Source organism: Bacteroides sp. HF-4919 (assembly GCF_018860125.1).
Window position 1 is genome coordinate 80,863 of record NZ_JAHKNF010000007.1, and the last position, 17,081, is coordinate 97,943.

The 17,081-nt window shown below is 38.8% G+C and carries 21 protein-coding genes; 11 read left to right on the plus strand and 10 right to left on the minus strand.

Translation table 11 applies throughout. The annotated features are described in order from the left end of the window. Positions 1 to 83: 83 nt before the first annotated feature. The 3 genes from KO473_RS13230 to recA all read left to right on the plus strand — a co-directional run bounded on the left by KO473_RS13230 (position 84) and on the right by recA (position 2,863). Positions 84 to 1,277, plus strand: a complete 1,194-nt coding sequence (locus KO473_RS13230) for a saccharopine dehydrogenase family protein (RefSeq protein WP_005809817.1) — start codon at positions 84 to 86, stop codon at positions 1,275 to 1,277. 85 nt (positions 1,278 to 1,362) lie between these two features. After that, complete coding sequence (gene bcp / locus KO473_RS13235; RefSeq protein ID WP_005775939.1) at positions 1,363 to 1,809, plus strand: thioredoxin-dependent thiol peroxidase; 447 nt, start codon at positions 1,363 to 1,365, stop codon at positions 1,807 to 1,809. A gap of 10 nt (positions 1,810 to 1,819) precedes the next feature. Then, positions 1,820 to 2,863, plus strand: a complete 1,044-nt coding sequence (gene recA, locus KO473_RS13240; protein ID WP_005775938.1) for a recombinase RecA — start codon at positions 1,820 to 1,822, stop codon at positions 2,861 to 2,863. Between the two features lie 63 nt (positions 2,864 to 2,926). Here recA and KO473_RS13245 read toward each other — a convergent pair whose 3' ends face one another. Then, positions 2,927 to 3,151, minus strand: a complete 225-nt coding sequence (locus tag KO473_RS13245) for a hypothetical protein (RefSeq protein ID WP_005775937.1) — start codon at positions 3,149 to 3,151, stop codon at positions 2,927 to 2,929. Positions 3,152 to 3,292: 141 nt separating this feature from the next. On the opposite strand from KO473_RS13245, the gene KO473_RS13250 reads away from it, so the two are divergent. The 3 genes from KO473_RS13250 to KO473_RS13260 are packed head-to-tail and all read left to right on the plus strand — an operon-like array spanning position 3,293 to position 5,006. Next, a complete protein-coding gene (locus KO473_RS13250) occupies positions 3,293 to 3,808 on the plus strand; it encodes an RNA polymerase sigma factor (RefSeq protein ID WP_005775936.1) in 516 nt (171 codons plus the stop codon). Then, positions 3,789 to 4,316: a hypothetical protein gene (locus KO473_RS13255; protein ID WP_005775935.1), complete on the plus strand. Its 528-nt coding sequence runs from the start codon at positions 3,789 to 3,791 to the stop codon at positions 4,314 to 4,316. Before KO473_RS13250 ends, KO473_RS13255 begins: the two co-directional genes overlap by 20 nt. 6 nt (positions 4,317 to 4,322) lie before the next feature. After that, a complete protein-coding gene (locus tag KO473_RS13260; protein ID WP_022011922.1) occupies positions 4,323 to 5,006 on the plus strand; it encodes a DUF4252 domain-containing protein in 684 nt (227 codons plus the stop codon). A gap of 83 nt (positions 5,007 to 5,089) precedes the next feature. On the opposite strand, the gene KO473_RS13265 is transcribed toward KO473_RS13260, so the two are convergent. From KO473_RS13265 to KO473_RS13275, 3 genes are all read right to left on the minus strand, one after another. Continuing rightward, positions 5,090 to 6,082: a YeiH family protein gene (locus KO473_RS13265; RefSeq protein ID WP_122130786.1), complete on the minus strand. Its 993-nt coding sequence runs from the start codon at positions 6,080 to 6,082 to the stop codon at positions 5,090 to 5,092. Positions 6,083 to 6,160: 78 nt separating this feature from the next. After that, on the minus strand, positions 6,161 to 7,057 hold the full coding sequence (locus tag KO473_RS13270; RefSeq protein ID WP_005775932.1) for a LysR substrate-binding domain-containing protein: 897 nt from the start codon (positions 7,055 to 7,057) through the stop codon (positions 6,161 to 6,163). 24 nt (positions 7,058 to 7,081) lie between these two features. Beyond that, entirely contained in the window at positions 7,082 to 7,663 is a 582-nt protein-coding gene (locus KO473_RS13275) for a DUF6621 family protein (RefSeq protein WP_005775931.1), read from the minus strand. Between the two features lie 223 nt (positions 7,664 to 7,886). On the opposite strand from KO473_RS13275, the gene clpB reads away from it, so the two are divergent. After that, positions 7,887 to 10,475 carry an ATP-dependent chaperone ClpB gene (clpB, locus tag KO473_RS13280; RefSeq protein WP_005775930.1) on the plus strand — a complete coding sequence of 863 codons (2,589 nt, stop codon included), beginning with the start codon at positions 7,887 to 7,889 and terminating at the stop codon, positions 10,473 to 10,475. Positions 10,476 to 10,551: 76 nt separating this feature from the next. Here clpB and KO473_RS13285 read toward each other — a convergent pair whose 3' ends face one another. The 6 genes from KO473_RS13285 to nusB all read right to left on the minus strand — a co-directional run bounded on the left by KO473_RS13285 (position 10,552) and on the right by nusB (position 14,662). Then, positions 10,552 to 10,761: a hypothetical protein gene (locus tag KO473_RS13285; RefSeq protein WP_050418555.1), complete on the minus strand. Its 210-nt coding sequence runs from the start codon at positions 10,759 to 10,761 to the stop codon at positions 10,552 to 10,554. Between the two features lie 524 nt (positions 10,762 to 11,285). Then, on the minus strand, positions 11,286 to 11,702 hold the full coding sequence (locus tag KO473_RS13290) for a DUF5606 domain-containing protein (RefSeq protein WP_005775928.1): 417 nt from the start codon (positions 11,700 to 11,702) through the stop codon (positions 11,286 to 11,288). A 17-nt stretch (positions 11,703 to 11,719) separates the two neighbouring features. Then, entirely contained in the window at positions 11,720 to 12,337 is a 618-nt protein-coding gene (gene coaE, locus KO473_RS13295) for a dephospho-CoA kinase (protein ID WP_005775927.1), read from the minus strand. Further along, positions 12,327 to 13,340: a CdaR family protein gene (locus KO473_RS13300; RefSeq protein ID WP_005775926.1), complete on the minus strand. Its 1,014-nt coding sequence runs from the start codon at positions 13,338 to 13,340 to the stop codon at positions 12,327 to 12,329. Before KO473_RS13300 ends, coaE begins: the two co-directional genes overlap by 11 nt. A 23-nt stretch (positions 13,341 to 13,363) precedes the next feature. Beyond that, the gene (yajC, locus tag KO473_RS13305; protein WP_005775925.1) at positions 13,364 to 13,690 is read right to left on the minus strand and encodes a preprotein translocase subunit YajC; all 327 of its coding nucleotides are present in this window, start codon (positions 13,688 to 13,690) and stop codon (positions 13,364 to 13,366) included. A gap of 45 nt (positions 13,691 to 13,735) precedes the next feature. Then, entirely contained in the window at positions 13,736 to 14,662 is a 927-nt protein-coding gene (gene nusB / locus KO473_RS13310) for a transcription antitermination factor NusB (RefSeq protein WP_005775923.1), read from the minus strand. A 168-nt stretch (positions 14,663 to 14,830) separates the two neighbouring features. On the opposite strand from nusB, the gene KO473_RS13315 reads away from it, so the two are divergent. From KO473_RS13315 to KO473_RS13330, 4 genes are all read left to right on the plus strand, one after another. Then, positions 14,831 to 15,217: a PUR family DNA/RNA-binding protein gene (locus KO473_RS13315; RefSeq protein ID WP_005809831.1), complete on the plus strand. Its 387-nt coding sequence runs from the start codon at positions 14,831 to 14,833 to the stop codon at positions 15,215 to 15,217. A gap of 144 nt (positions 15,218 to 15,361) precedes the next feature. Beyond that, on the plus strand, positions 15,362 to 15,952 hold the full coding sequence (locus KO473_RS13320) for a 50S ribosomal protein L25/general stress protein Ctc (protein WP_032540876.1): 591 nt from the start codon (positions 15,362 to 15,364) through the stop codon (positions 15,950 to 15,952). 104 nt (positions 15,953 to 16,056) lie between these two features. Then, the gene (gene pth / locus KO473_RS13325) at positions 16,057 to 16,620 is read left to right on the plus strand and encodes an aminoacyl-tRNA hydrolase (RefSeq protein WP_005809833.1); all 564 of its coding nucleotides are present in this window, start codon (positions 16,057 to 16,059) and stop codon (positions 16,618 to 16,620) included. A gap of 24 nt (positions 16,621 to 16,644) precedes the next feature. Then, positions 16,645 to 17,070: an RNA-binding S4 domain-containing protein gene (locus tag KO473_RS13330; protein ID WP_005818776.1), complete on the plus strand. Its 426-nt coding sequence runs from the start codon at positions 16,645 to 16,647 to the stop codon at positions 17,068 to 17,070. Positions 17,071 to 17,081 lie beyond the last annotated feature (11 nt).

The window sequence follows — 17,081 nt, forward strand, 5'->3', positions numbered from 1 at the left end:
TCGGCGAATATTCTGAAATAATGCCGTATATTTGTTCCATCAACAATTCTTAAATTCTTAATTTAAAATTCTTAATTAAAGAAATGGGTAGAGTTCTTATTATCGGTGCAGGCGGTGTAGGTACCGTTGTAGCACACAAAGTGGCACAAAATGCCGATGTATTTACTGATATCATGATCGCCAGCCGCACGAAGTCAAAATGTGACGACATTGTGAAAGCCATCGGCAACCCCAGCATAAAAACAGCCCAAGTGGATGCTGATAATGTAGACGAACTGGTAGCACTATTCAACGACTTCAAACCGGAAATGGTTATTAACGTTGCTTTGCCTTATCAAGATCTGACTATCATGGAAGCCTGCCTGAAAGCAGGTGTAAACTACCTGGATACCGCTAATTATGAGCCTAAAGACGAAGCTCACTTTGAATATAGCTGGCAATGGGCTTATCACGAACGTTTCAAAGAGGCAGGTCTGACTGCTATCTTAGGTTGTGGATTCGACCCAGGGGTGAGTGGCATTTATACGGCATATGCTGCCAAACATTATTTCGATGAAATTCAATACCTGGATATAGTAGATTGTAATGCCGGAAATCATCACAAGGCTTTTGCTACAAACTTCAATCCGGAAATCAATATCCGTGAAATCACCCAAAACGGACGTTATTATGAAAACGGACAGTGGGTAACCACCGGACCCTTGGAAATTCATAAAGACTTGACTTATCCGAATATAGGTCCTCGTGACTCATACTTGTTATACCACGAAGAGTTAGAATCACTTGTAAAACACTTTCCAACTATCAAACGAGCACGTTTCTGGATGACATTCGGTCAGGAATATCTGACTCACCTACGTGTGATTCAGAACATCGGTATGGCCCGCATCGACGAAATCGATTACAACGGGCAAAAAATTGTTCCTTTGCAATTCTTGAAGGCCGTGCTACCTAATCCTCAAGATCTGGGTGAAAATTACGAAGGGGAAACCTCTATCGGTTGCCGCATCCGTGGCTTAAAAGATGGCAAAGAACGTACCTACTATGTATACAATAACTGTAGTCACGAAGCAGCATACAAAGAAACGGGTATGCAGGGAGTAAGCTATACCACAGGTGTCCCGGCCATGATTGGTGCCATGATGTTCTTCAAAGGCGAATGGAAGCGACCGGGTGTGAATAATGTGGAAGAGTTTAATCCGGATCCGTTCATGGAACAATTGAACAAACAAGGTCTGCCTTGGCACGAAGAATTCGACGGAAACCTGGAATTGTAATTAACATAATAATATGTCAATTGGCTATATGCCACCTTGTGGTAAGCTGATTGACATAATTTAGACATTGGGAAAATCATCAAAGATGAATATAGGAGATAAAGCCCCTGAATTGCTGGGTATCAATGAAAAGGGAGAAGAGGTACGCCTCAGCAACTATAAAGGAAGAAAAATCGTCCTTTATTTCTACCCCAAAGATAGCACTTCCGGCTGTACGGCTCAGGCTTGCAGCCTGCGTGACAATTACGCAGAATTGCGTAAGGCCGGATACGAAGTGATCGGTGTTAGTGTAGACAATGAAAAGTCACATCAAAAATTTATTGAAAAGAATAATCTGCCATTTACCTTGATTGCCGATACTGATAAAAAATTAGTAGAGCAATTTGGAGTATGGGGAGAAAAAAAGCTATATGGCCGTGCCTATATGGGTACTTTACGCACTACTTTCCTGATCAATGAAGAAGGAGTCGTTGAACGAATCATCGGTCCGAAAGAGGTAAAGACCAAAGAACACGCTTCACAAATTTTATAAATCGATCATTATGGCAAAGAAAGAAGACGAGTTAAATTTTGAAACAGATAATAATAAAATGGCATCAAGCGAAAAATTAAAAGCCTTACAGGCTGCCATGGACAAGATAGAGAAAAGCTTCGGTAAAGGTTCTATCATGAAAATGGGTGAAGAAGTGGTAGAACAAGTAGAAGTAATTCCTACAGGTTCGATTGCACTGAATGCAGCATTAGGCGTAGGCGGTTATCCCCGCGGAAGAATAATTGAAATTTATGGTCCGGAATCATCCGGTAAAACCACACTGGCGATCCACGCCATTGCAGAAGCACAAAAAGCCGGTGGAATTGCCGCTTTCATTGATGCTGAACATGCCTTTGACCGTTTTTATGCGGCCAAGCTGGGAGTGGATGTAGATAATCTATTTATCTCTCAACCGGATAACGGAGAACAGGCACTGGAAATTGCAGAGCAATTGATCCGCTCTTCAGCCATCGACATCATCGTAGTGGACTCCGTAGCCGCCTTGACTCCGAAAGCAGAAATAGAAGGAGACATGGGCGACAATAAAGTAGGTTTGCAGGCTCGATTAATGTCTCAGGCATTACGCAAGTTGACATCAGCAGTGAGTAAAACCCGTACGACTTGTGTTTTCATCAACCAATTGCGTGAGAAAATCGGTGTAATGTTCGGTAATCCCGAAACAACAACCGGTGGCAATGCATTGAAGTTCTATGCTTCGGTACGTTTGGATATCCGCGGTTCACAACAAATAAAAGACGGTGAAGAAGTGATTGGTAAACAAACAAAGGTCAAGGTTGTGAAGAACAAAGTAGCCCCTCCTTTCCGTAAAGCAGAATTCGATATCATGTTTGGCGAAGGTATATCACATTCTGGAGAGATTATTGATCTGGGAGCCGATTTGGGAATCATCAAGAAAAGTGGTTCATGGTATAGCTATAATGACACGAAGCTGGGACAAGGTCGCGATGCAGCTAAACAGTGTATTGCCGATAATCCTGAACTCGCTGAAGAACTGGAAGGATTAATCTTCGAAAAATTGAGAGAACACAAATAACTCTAATCAATAGATAACGATTGGCTGTATTTCATTGAATGACAGCCAATCGTTTATCATATATCAATCCAGAGAATTCCGTTTTTCCAATGCCAACGGATAGTACTTATCCAGTAACATCGCCCACTCCGCTATAAGTTCAATTGGCATTCTCTGACCATTTTCATCACCAGACTCTGCAAATGTCCTTATCCGATCATCCAATGTAACCAAGCGCCGTATCTCTGGTTCTCTCTCACCTAATACCTCTACAATAATATCCAATTTCGTAATTTCACTTTCACTCATAGTATTTCATTTTAATTAAGTCATTAAAAGTACATCCTTTTCATCAAATATCTTCATATTACTTGCTCTTTTTTCTCTTTCTTTGTAACATAATTCGTCCCATTACGTCTTACAAATATAAACATTGACAAAAACGAATCCATGGATGCTGAGAGTTTTAAAAAAGAGTTTCTGCCTTATCACCGCAAACTGTACCGTGTAGCTTACCGACTACTGGAGAATTCAGCCGATGCGGAGGATATAGTGCAAGAAGCCTACCTGAAGCTGTGGGATAAGCGGGAAGGACTGACTGTTATTAGTAATCCGGAAGCATTTAGTGTCACTTTGGTAAAGAATATGTGTTTTGATTTGCTCCGCTCAGGAAAGTACATATTGTCCCGACAAACCGTAGAACTGTCTGCCGTTCAGGATATTTCCCAATCGGACAACCTGGAAGTACGCGAAGGCGCACGACAGGTAACAGATATCATAGCCCACTTACCCGAACAGCAGCAACGGATCATAAACATGCGTGATATCAAAGGCTGTTCTTACGAAGAGATAGAACAAGTCACCGGATTGAATTCTATTAATGTTCGTGTACTGCTATCACGAGCAAGGAAAAAGATACGTGAAGAATTTAATAAATGGAATAATTATGAAAGTCGAAGAAATTGAAAGGTTGCTCGCCAAGTTTTATGAGGGGACTACTACCGAGAGCCAGGAAGAGGCGCTGAGAGATTATTTCAGAACAACGGAAGTACCCGAACATCTGCTGAAGGACAAAGAAATCTTTCTTAACCTTTACTTAAACGCAGATCATGATGTGGAAATTCCTGCATATTTGGAGGACAAACTAAACTTGTTGATTGATGAAATGGCCGAGAAAGAACAACGCTTCTTCCGCCCCAACAGTTCCAAGAACAATTGGCGCTGGATTGGAAGTATAGCAGCCACTATACTATTACTTGTCGGTCTTGGATATGGTATCGACAATCTGGGTAAGAATGTGTGTCCACCTACACCGCAAGACACGTTTTCTGACCCGGAAGAAGCCTATCGAATGTTTCAGGCGACATTACTGGAGATTTCCGTTAACCTGAACAACGGGTTCAATGAAGTGAAGGAAAGCCAAATTGACATGAGAAGAATACATCAAGAAGTAAAAAACGAAATAAAAAAATAAACGGTTATGAAAACAATGAAATTTATTCTGGTTTGTGTGCTGCTATTATCACCTCTCTTTTGTCAGGCACAAAAGAATCTGTTCAACAAATACAACGACATGAAAGGGGTATCATCAGTTTACATCTCTAAAGCAATGATGGAACTAAATCCGAACTTATTTATGAAGGACCTTTATATAGGTAAGGTGGCAGAACACTTGAATTCTGTTCAGGTCCTTTCTACGCGTGATAATAAGATACGTGAAGAGATGGCTAAAGATATTCGTTCTTTGGTGCAGTCATCCAAATATGAACTATTGATGAAACAAAAAGGGACAACTTCCGGTTCAGAAATCTATGTAAATCGTAAAGGAAGTAAGATAAAAGAACTAATTATGGTAATGGACGGAGCATCTTCCCTAAAATTTGTATATATGGAAGGAGATATGACAACGGATGATATCAAAAAACTAATGTTGTATCAAAATACCAGTCAGTGCTTTATAATATCAGGAGATAGGCTCTATACCAATAATAAACCTGTCATTTATGACAGCAAGAAAGATATAAGCAAACAAAAAGGTATGATAGAATTAAGCGGAACTTATAATTTGAACACTATAGATACAAATTATAGTGAAGAATTAAACGCTTTGAATGACGAACTAAAAAACCTTGGGAAAGAACTAAAAAACATAAGTATAGAGTAAATGATATAGGATATTTATTATATGTAAGAGGTACGATGTATTTAGACATCGTACCTCTTACATACAGTTCTGTTTATATTTAATCAGCACCAATAAATATATGCCAAAGTGCTCAGACTAATCACTGCCCACAAAAGTACTCCCTGTATCAAAGGTTTGATACCTACGGACTTCACAACATCCAATGAAAGAGAAGCCCCGATGAAAAACATAGTGATAGTTAAAGTTTTACGAGCCAATCCATTGATAGCTGCCCCCAATGCAGGCACACTACCCAACAAATAGGTATTCACAATCATAGCTAATACAAAGAAGAAGATAAACCAAGGAATGCTGATCTTCTGTCCTTTACTTTTAAAGATAAACGAAGTAGCAAATGCCATTGGAATAATCCAAAGGGCACGGGTCAATTTAATAGTAGTAGCAACTTTTAGTGCCTCCTCACCGTATGCAGCACCGGCACCTACCACAGAACTTGTATCATGAATAGCAATGGCAGCCCAAGTTCCGAACTCATGTTGACTCATATTTAAAGCATGTCCGATTACTGGAAAGATAAAAAGTGCAAGTGCGTTTAATATGAATATTGTAGCCAACGCTACAGACATTTCACTATCATTCGCCTTTACTACAGGACCTACAGCAGCAATGGCACTACCACCACAAATCGCCGTACCCGAACTGATAAGATAAGAGGTATTACGATCTACCTTCAGGAACTTACGACCAATAAACCACCCAATGATCAGTGTACCGATTACTGAAATAATAGTAAACTCCATTCCTTCTTTACCGGAAGCAAGTGCCGAATGCAAATTCATACCAAAACCTAATCCGACAACAGAGTATTGCAACAAATATTTGGATGTCTTTTTATTAAATTTCGGATGCGCCTGTCCACATGTCAATGCGAAAGCTACCCCAAGGAAGAGAGCTAATGGTGGGGTTACCCATGCAGAAAGTGCCTGCAATCCTGGAACATAATCCAACATTAGAAATAAAGTCAAAATAGAAAGTAAAGAAACATAGACCTTTTTATTGTTTGTCTGTAACGTTTTCGTAATAGCTGATACCATATCTTATTATCTTTTTTATTTTTCGGGTGCAAAGATACGGCTACTTATCGGTATATGCCAATTGCATCTAATTATGCTTTATAACTTTTTATTATGATGCATGGCAAACTGCATCAAAACCTGTGACAATCCACTCTCCTGCCCTTGGGGTTGGGCAAAACAGAATTCACGCAACATAGGCATGCCTTTGATTTCGATAACCCGGAAAGTACCGGAAAGTAATTCACGACTGATGGAACGGATAGAAACAATTCCCATACAATCTGTATGTTCCAGAAATAATTTGATACTCTCCGTACTACCCAAATATAAAAGCACATTCAAAGATGATAACTTTATATTATGTCCGGACAAAGCTCTTTCAAAAACATCCAACGTACCCGAACCTCTCTCACGAAGCACAAGAGGAATTCTGGATAAATCTTCCGGAGTAATTTCATCCGGTAATGAGAGCTTATTACCTGTGTGGACAACAGCCACCAATTCATCCTGCAAAAACGTAGTATATTTAAGATTCGGCAAACGAGAAATTCCCTCCACTAAACCTAAGTCAATGCGGTGTTCCTGCAAAGCTGCTTCTATTTCTCTGGAATTCCCATTCAGCAAAGAAAGATTCACCTGAGGAAATTTTGCTATAAAATTAGCCAATAAAGGAGGAAGCACATATTGCGCAATTGTAGTACTGGCACCTAACTTTAAATCACCTATATATTCATTATGGAGTAAATGCATTTCATATTCCAGCCGTTTATAATCCTCCAATATCTTTTCACTATGTTCTTGCAAAAGCTTCCCTGCCTCTGTCAAAGAAATCTTATTCCCTTGCCTGTCAAACAAGCGGGCCTGATAGCAAGTTTCCAATTCCTGAATATGCTTGGTTATAGCAGGCTGACTGACAAACAACTCCTGTGACGCTTTCGTGAAACTAAGGTTCTTAGCAACACTTAAAAATACTTTTAGACGAAAATCAGACATAAATATAAAGGTTTATTGTCTATATTACAATTCTTCTCCCCTGATTCCCAACGCTTGCATCAACGGATATGCAAGCATTTCCCATTGATGCCCTTCCAGCATTTCCTCCGGTTCATTCATACGAAACTGAATCGTTTTTTTATTTTTAATCTTTTTCAACCGATTCATTACTTTATCACCATATTCTTCATTAAAAGAGACTAAAATCAATTGTCTCACATCGGCAGAATCTGCAACAATATTTAATAAATCGAGATATAATTCCTCACGGGATACCATTTCCTCACAAGGCACACCGGCAAAAGAAAATTCTCCAAACTGACTCTTAAACGCTACACCATTCAGCTCTGTAGATAAATCAGACGGTACACAATTAGATAACCGGACGGAATTCTTATCGTATACCACTAATATTTGAACTTGATTTTCTCCTTCTGTTATGCCTGAGTCTAACGCTAAATAAGTTATCAATTCCGAAAGATCAATCTCTTGTAACTCACGCTTCAATGTTCGCTCAAAATATTTCTTCAGATCCGTTATAACTAAATTCAAGAACGCTGCATCTATCAATATCACATTCGAAGGGAACTTTATTTTTTCGTCCATATAGTAATTCCTTTATAATTATATTCAGGCTATAAAGATACAACATACTTCTAAAATGCCCTTGCATTCGGACACAATTTCCTTGTAAAAAGGAAAATATATGACATTTTGGCTTTTACATTCCTTAAAAAGCTGAAAAAAAGTCAGTTTTTAACCCATGGCAAATCTTTTGCGCCTTCAATAGTGTTATTGAAAATAAGAAAAAGAAAGGAGAATAAACGATATGAATTTCAACAATTTTACCATTAAATCACAGGAAGCTGTACAAGAAGCGATCAATCTGGCACAAAGCCGGGGACAACAAGCCATTGAAACAGCTCATATCCTGTATGGAGTGATGAAGGTAGGCGAAAATGTTACTAACTTCATCTTCCAGAAGTTAGGATTGAACGGCCAGCAAATCGCCCTTGTACTCGACAAGCAAATTGACTCTTTCCCAAAAGTTTCGGGCGGAGAGCCTTATTTGAGTCGGGAAGCAAACGAAGTCTTCCAGAAAGCAACACAGTATTCCAAAGAAATGGGTGATGAATTTGTTTCACTGGAACACTTATTACTGGCATTACTAACGGTAAAGAGTACTGTATCTACTATTCTGAAAGATGCAGGAATGACCGAAAAAGAACTACGCGGAGCTATTAATGAATTGAGAAAAGGAGAAAAAGTCACTTCTCAGTCCAGTGAAGATAATTATCAATCACTGGAAAAATACGCCATAAACCTGAACGAAGCCGCTCGTAGCGGCAAACTCGATCCGGTGATCGGACGTGACGAAGAAATTCGGCGTGTACTTCAGATTCTGAGTCGACGCACCAAAAATAACCCTATATTAATAGGTGAACCGGGTACCGGTAAAACAGCAATAGTTGAAGGACTGGCACACCGTATCCTCCGGGGAGATGTTCCTGAAAACCTGAAAGATAAACAAGTATACTCTCTGGATATGGGGGCACTGGTTGCAGGAGCCAAATACAAAGGAGAGTTTGAAGAGCGGCTTAAATCCGTAGTGAATGAAGTGAAAAAATCTGAAGGCAACATCATACTCTTCATCGATGAGATCCATACATTGGTAGGAGCCGGGAAGGGAGAAGGTGCCATGGATGCAGCTAATATCCTGAAACCTGCACTTGCCCGTGGAGAGTTACGTTCCATCGGTGCTACGACCCTTGATGAATACCAGAAGTATTTTGAGAAAGACAAAGCTTTGGAACGCCGTTTCCAGATAGTACAAGTAGATGAGCCGGATAATCTGAGTACAATATCCATTCTGCGTGGTCTGAAAGAACGATATGAAAATCATCACCATGTACGTATCAAAGACGATGCAATCATAGCTGCCGTAGAATTAAGCAGTCGATATATCACTGATCGTTTTTTACCGGATAAAGCAATTGACCTTATGGATGAGGCGGCAGCCAAACTCCGTATGGAGGTAGATTCCGTCCCGGAAGGATTGGATGAAATATCACGTAAAATCAAACAGTTAGAGATCGAACGGGAAGCCATTAAACGCGAAAATGATGAACCGAAATTACAAACAATCGGCAAAGAATTGGCCGAACTGAAAGAACAGGAGAAATCATACAAAGCAAAATGGCAAAGTGAAAAAAGTCTGATGGATATAATCCAGCAGAACAAAGTTGAAATCGAAAATCTTAAATTTGAAGCTGACAAGGCCGAACGTGAAGGAAACTATGGGAAAGTTGCAGAAATCCGATATGGAAAATTACAAGAATTGAATAAGGAAATTGAGGATACCCAGAAAAAGTTACATGAAATGCAAGGGGATACAGCTATGATAAAGGAAGAGGTAGATGCTGAAGATATCGCCGATGTAGTATCCCGCTGGACCGGAATTCCCGTAAGCAAAATGATGCAGAGTGAAAAGGACAAGTTACTTCATCTTGAAGAAGAATTACATCAGCGTGTTATCGGGCAAGATGAAGCCATTGCAGCTGTATCCGATGCCGTACGCCGCAGCCGCGCAGGATTGCAGGATCCCAAGCGTCCGATTGGTTCCTTCATCTTCCTGGGCACTACCGGAGTAGGTAAAACCGAACTGGCTAAAGCACTCGCAGAGTTTCTTTTTGATGATGAAACAATGATGACCCGTATTGATATGAGTGAATATCAAGAGAAACATAGTGTTTCACGTTTAGTTGGAGCACCTCCGGGATACGTGGGATACGATGAAGGAGGACAGTTGACAGAAGCCATACGGCGTAAACCCTATTCTGTAGTACTGTTTGACGAGATCGAAAAGGCTCATCCGGATGTATTCAATATATTGTTACAGGTACTTGATGACGGAAGGTTAACAGACAATAAAGGTCGCGTGGTAAATTTCAAAAATACAATTATCATCATGACCTCTAATATGGGTAGTAGCTACATACAGAGTCAAATGGAAAAACTGAACAGTGCCAACAAAGACGAAGTTGTAGAAGAAACCAAGAAAGAGGTAATGAATATGCTAAAGAAAACCATACGCCCCGAATTCTTAAACCGTATTGATGAAACCATCATGTTTCTACCACTAACGGAAAAAGAAATAAAACAAATTGTCCTGCTGCAAATCAAGAGTGTGCAGAAGATGCTTGCGGGTAATGGAGTAGAGTTGAAGCTGACAGATGCCGCTTTAGATTTTCTTTCACAAGTAGGTTATGATCCAGAGTTCGGTGCACGTCCTGTAAAAAGAGCTATTCAGAGATATTTATTAAATGATTTATCAAAGAAATTATTAGCACAAGAAGTAGACCGTAGTAAAGCAATTATTGTAGATGCACAAGGTGACGGATTGGTTTTTCGTAACTAAAGAATTGAGAATCTATAGACTATAGCGATCTGCCGGTATGCCTTATGGTATACCGGCTTTTCTCTTTCTTGAAAGTTCAATAAGTGATCCTCCTGACCTCCACCGGATAGGATGCACAATGAATAACAAGCACATACATGCCTCTTCTCGGCAATATAAAAGTAACACAATCTCCCGTTGAGTGAATCTTCCCTATTAACTCACCCTGCTCACTATACAGGTATACCATTGTATTAACTTCCAGACGTTCCAAAGACAAAACTCCGGTAAAATCGTCCAGTTTCATACAGATACCGCTATCTCTTGTTGCTTTCATGCTCTTTCCTTCTCTCCTATCACTCCCGGTTCCCTCGAAAGAATCTTTCGTATATAAAAAAGCGTGGGAACGTTGCAATTATCGTACCTGAGGCTCTGGACTGCCACTATTCAAATAATGTACAACAACCCACGCTCGATACTATATATTTGCATATACAGCAGAGCATGAGCGTTCGTTGCATTATTCCTGAATAGTGAAATTGTCCAGATTTCAAGTACAGAATAATATCTTAAAAACGCTTTTGTTCTTTTTGTGTAATATTCCTCGCAACACTGACTCTTCAGGTATCGACGGATTGCAACAAAGATAATTAAAAAGCCCTGAATACGACAAATAAGTTCTCTAAAATATTCTATGCAAATTTTATATAGTTATGCAAGAACAGCTTAAGGAGCCTTTTGTTTATTGGTGCACGATAAAAAATAAAAGCGCAATATCCCCCTTTCAGTAAGGGATATTGCGCTTTTAACTAAAAGAAACAGAATTAATTTTTATTCCGCCTCAGCAGCAGCTTCTTCACCAAATTCTGTAATTCCGTTAGAAACAAGAATATTGTACCATAAGATCAATTTCTTGATATCATTCACATACACTCTGTCACGATCAAAATCAGGCAAAACCTCAGCTAAATATTGGCGTAGCTGCTCGGGAGTAGCCTTCTTCACATCTATAGAGGCCGTAGCTGCATTTTCCTTTTCTTTTATTGAACGCAATACGTCACGCAAAGGTACTTCCGAATCGTTTGTGTACATTGCTATATCTGCCAAAGAGATAATCTTTTCATTACCATAAGCAGGAAAACGTTTCTTAGTCGCATCAATTGTTTCTACAATTAACATATTTTTCCCCTGCGAAATAAGCTTATACAATCCCGGTTTACCGGAGATAGACAAAATAGTCTTTAACATAGTATATTACTTTTATATTAGTTATTTTTTGCGGAGCAAAGGTAATGAATCTTTTGATATAGGAAAGCAATTAACTCTAAAATCTGTGGTATCAACGGTTTCTCATCATCATTTATTATAACGAAAGAAGCCTGTTCACACTTTTCTTCATCACTCATTTGGCTCCGAATACGTTGCATTATCTGTTCACACGAAGCATTGTCACGCCGAACTGCACGATCCACCCTTATTTCTAAAGGGGCATAAACCATCACAATATAATCAACCTCATCAGCAAACCCCGACTCTATAAGGATTGCTGATTCCATACCTATAATATCCATACAACCCTTGTGTGAAGCCCATTGCCTGAAATGCTCTTTAACTCTCGGATGTATGATTCTATTAACTTGAGAAGCATGTATGGAGGAAGCAAAAAGGTATGAAGCCAATAAGACCTTATTTAATTTACCGTTTAAGAAAACCTCCTCTCCTACCAAGTCGCACAGTTCCTTACGTATAACAAGATCGGTCGCTACAATTCTCTTGGACTCCTCATCTGAAATATAGACAGGAATCCCCATTACTTCAAGTAGCCGTGAAACAATACTTTTGCCACTGCCTATCCCACCGGTTATACCAATTTTAATTGCCATAAGAAGAAACTTGTTCTATAAGAAAATCAACCTGCTCCGGATGAATGCGTATATGACTCACTCCACGTGGAACTGACTTCAATTTGACAGTATATTTATCAGTGCCCAACTTTAAAAGTTCTTCATAAGAGACATTTACAACAAAATCACTTGCCTTAATTTTGCGAAAACGGCTTAGTCCAACCTGAAATGTAATCTGGACTTTAGACGGAAAAGCTCTCAACACCTTATCTGCCGGAAAATTAATACCACGCAATGGTACTTCAACAGTCTTTTCCGTATATATATCCACAGGCAAAGTTAAATCAATCGCTCCAGGAACAAACTTAGCTCCTTTCACTCCGGCAAGTGCAATTCGTTGCCTCAATGTATCCGCTACATTCTCAAAGTTCACTTTTTGTGTATAGGCAGTTGTAATTGTATCCAATATAGCTACAGGAGCATATACTAAAACAGAATCCGGAGAATAAATGGTATCGGAAATATAGTATTGACGCCCTGCAGTAACTTTACCCTCTAATTTAACAGGCACCAATTTCGACTTTCCGGTAGAATAAATATACTCCAAGGTATCTGGTTTGACAGAAAGCAGACGAGTGGACACATTGAGCTGTCCCAGAATCTTTTTCTCAAGTTCTGAAGTATAAATCTTCACATGATTATCAGGGGCCTTTGACTCAGAAAAATCAATATTTACCGGAAAGAAACTTTTGCCCAACATATAGTTCAGCAATACCGTACCCTTATCTTTTACTTTGATACGCAATTCAGAAGGAGGTTCAGAAGTTAAAACTACATGATTGGGTACTCCTTTCAAACGAACAGGAATTGAAAATTCTGCTTCATAATCATTATTTAATGTTTGAAGCAGCCAAAATCCACCTGCAATAAAAAAGAAAAATAAAAAAATTAAGAACTCTCTACTCTTATCACTAAGCAGAAAGTCCTTAATCCTTCTTGATAATTTTAAATAAATATACTTTATGTTCCTACGTTCGAACATAGGCTTTATTTATTTTTAGTTCCTTATTTCGTAGCAGACTGGCTATTGGCAGCTGAAGCATCTGCAAAAATAGAGTTCTTATCTATCTTAATTTTTACATTAGAAGCGATTTCAAGAACAATATAATCATCATTGATTTCCTTAATCACACCATGAATACCACCAGCAGTAATTACATTCTGATTCACCTGGAGAGACTTACGGAAATTAGCGATCTCTTTCTGTTTCTTATTCTGCGGACGAATCATGAAGAAATACATGATAACAAACATTGCTATCAGCATAATCCACATCAAACTACCATCAGGGCCAGCAGCAGGAGCTTGAAAAAATACAGTTAATAGGTTCATAAAATAATCAGTTTTTTAGTTTTTTAATCTATTTGGACAAAGGTATTAGTTTTTTGTCAACTTACCTTCTTTTTTTAATTGATTAACTATTCCGTCCAATGTACCATTGATAAAGCTACCGCTCTTCACTGTACTATAGAGTTTGGCAATCTCTACATACTCATTTAACGAAACACTGACCGGAATGTTCGGAAAACTAAGAATTTCTGCCAACGCACACTGCATAATAATCACATCCATGAAAGCTACACGATCCAAATCCCAGTTCTTTGTGTTTTCACTGATCAGATGACGATAATAATCGGCATTCAGAATGGCCCGACGGAACAAGCGCCGTGCAAATTCCTGATCTTCATCATCTTTAAACTCAGGCAATAATGGCTGGTTAGCTCCTTGTTTTTCTTCAAAACGCTTGATAGTTTTCAATACAAATGTATCAACAATCTCTTTATCATCATTCCAATATAAACTCTGATCTTCCAACACTTGATCCAGCGAATCGTTATTGAAAACAAACGTTTTATATAGTTTTCTCCACAACTCACGATCCATTTCGTAAGATTTATCGGAAGAAGCCATATATTCTTTATATATATCGGATGCAATAATCTTCTCGTACAATTCTTTGATAAAGTCCTGATCGTTTGCCCAGGTTCTTTTCTGGTTAGCTATAAACTCGCTCAATTGTTTATTTACTTCAAGTTGTGCGATAAACTTATTTTCCACAAACTTCATGTTAGGATACAACTCTTCTTTTGTCGGCGCCAATTTAGCTTTCGCTGTGTCAATGCGTTTTTGTGCATATTCCGTCAAAGCAATCATAAGCATCAGCAAATAGTTGTATAAGTCGTAAGCCTTAGAGAGGCTAAAGAACAACTCTTTCTCCGCTGAGTCTAAATTTTTGCTGCCGTTTTGATAGTAAGCATACACTATCTGTATGATCTTTAGACGAATAAGAACTCTGTTAATCATAATCTTAATTAATACTGTTATTAACGAATTGCAAAAGTAGACATTTTTAATGAGTTTACGCAAATAAATCACATTTTTTAATGCAGTATTTCATTCTCTTTCCTTTTTCTTTTGACGGTTTAAAAAAAATATCCAATTTTGAAGCCAATTATAAACAGACCTAACAATATGGAAGATTTTAAAAAGAAAATAGGAACAGACATGAATGATAAAGAGATTGTATTCTCCAAATCGATTAAAGCTGGTAAACGTATATATTATCTGGACGTTAAAAAGAACCGTAAAGATGAAATGTTTCTTGCCATCACTGAAAGCAAAAAAGTCGTAATGGGAGAAGGAGACGATTCCCAGGTAAGTTTTGAAAAGCATAAAATCTTTTTGTATAAAGAAGATTTTGGTAAATTCATGTCCGGTCTTGAACAAGCGATCAGTTATATCAATCAGAATCAAGAATATACCGAAGATTTAGAATCCGAAAAAAAAATCGAATCTGAAAGCGAAACTGAAACTGCAGTTTTAGATAGTGAAATTAAAATAGATATTGATTTTGAATAATTAAAAACATCAATTCTTTGATATTTCAGAAAGAAAGTGTACTTTTGCACCGCTTTTTGCACATCGTGTGATAATCACATCGTGTGATGGTGAATTAAGCAAGCAAAATAACTTAATTTAGAGTAACACAAAAAATTTCAAGAAATGAGATCAATTGAAGTTAAAGGAACTGCAAGAACAATTGCAGAACGCTCTTCTGAACAGGCAAGAGCTTTGAAAGAAATTCGTAACAACGGTGGTGTACCTTGTGTACTTTACGGTGGTGGAGAAGTTGTTCACTTCACAGTGACTAACGAAGGACTTCGCAATCTGGTTTATACTCCGCACATCCACGTAGTAGACCTGATTATCGATGGCAAAAAAGTGAATGCGATTTTGAAAGACATTCAATTTCACCCTGTAAAAGATACTATCCTGCACGTAGACTTCTATCAGATTGACGAAGCTAAACCTATCGTAATGGAAGTACCGGTACAACTTGAAGGCCTTGCTGAAGGTGTGAAAGCCGGTGGTAAATTAGCATTGCAGATGCGTAAACTGAAAGTTAAAGCTTTGTACAACGTTATTCCTGAGAAACTGACTGTCAATGTAGCTCACTTGGGCCTTGGCAAAACAGTTAAAGTAGGCGAATTGAGCTATGAAGGACTGGAACTTCTGAACGCAAAAGACGCTGTCGTATGTGCCGTTAAGTTGACTCGTGCGGCAAGAGGTGCAGCTGCTGCAGCAGGAAAATAATATCGCTATCCCTTTATTAGAGATATCATTCAAACGCAGATTAATGCAGATTTCACATCTGTGTTAATCTGCGTTTTTTATTTAAAACAAATAAACTGAAAGATATGAAATACTTAATTGTCGGATTAGGCAACATTGGTCCAGAATACCATGAAACGCGACATAATATAGGCTTTATGGTGTTGGATGCTTTGGCCAAAGCAAACAACCTATCATTCAAGGACGGTCGTTATGGCTTTACAGCTACCCTATCCGTGAAAGGAAGACAAATGATTCTGTTAAAGCCTTCGACATTTATGAATCTAAGTGGCAATGCCGTGCGTTATTGGATGCAAAAGGAAAATATTCCATTGGAGAATATGCTAATCATCGTTGATGACTTGGCTCTTCCTTTTGGAACATTACGTCTGAAAAGCAAAGGTAGCGATGCAGGTCATAACGGATTAAAACATATCGCAGCTATCTTGGGAACTCAGAATTATGCACGGTTGAGATTTGGCATTGGCAATGACTTCCCAAAGGGCGGACAGGTTGATTTCGTATTAGGACATTTTACGGAAGAAGACTGGACAACAATGAACGAGCGCCTGGAGACAGCCGGAGAGATTGCCAAAAGCTTTTGTTTGGCAGGAATCGACATAACGATGAATCAATTCAACAAAAAATAATAATTCATTTTCAATTTATAACCAATGCCTGAAGCAAGAATAGATAAATGGATGTGGGCAGTCCGCATCTTCAAAACCCGCACCATCGCCGCTGAGGCCTGCAAAAAAGGACGAATCAGCATCAACGGATCGTTTGTGAAAGCATCTCGTATGATAAAACCAGGAGACGTAATTCAAGTAAAAAAGCCCCCCATTACATACTCTTTCAAAGTATTACAAGCTATCGAGAAACGAGTCGGAGCAAAACTTGTATCCGAGATGATGGAAAACGTAACGACACCCGATCAATATGAACTTTTGGAAATGAGCAAAATCAGTGGTTTCATTGATCGCGCAAGAGGCACCGGACGCCCGACTAAAAAAGACCGTCGAAGCATTGAAGAATTCACTACTCCGGAATTTATGGACGACTTTGATTTTGACTTTGATTTTGAAGAAGACAGTGAATAAAAATCCCCGAT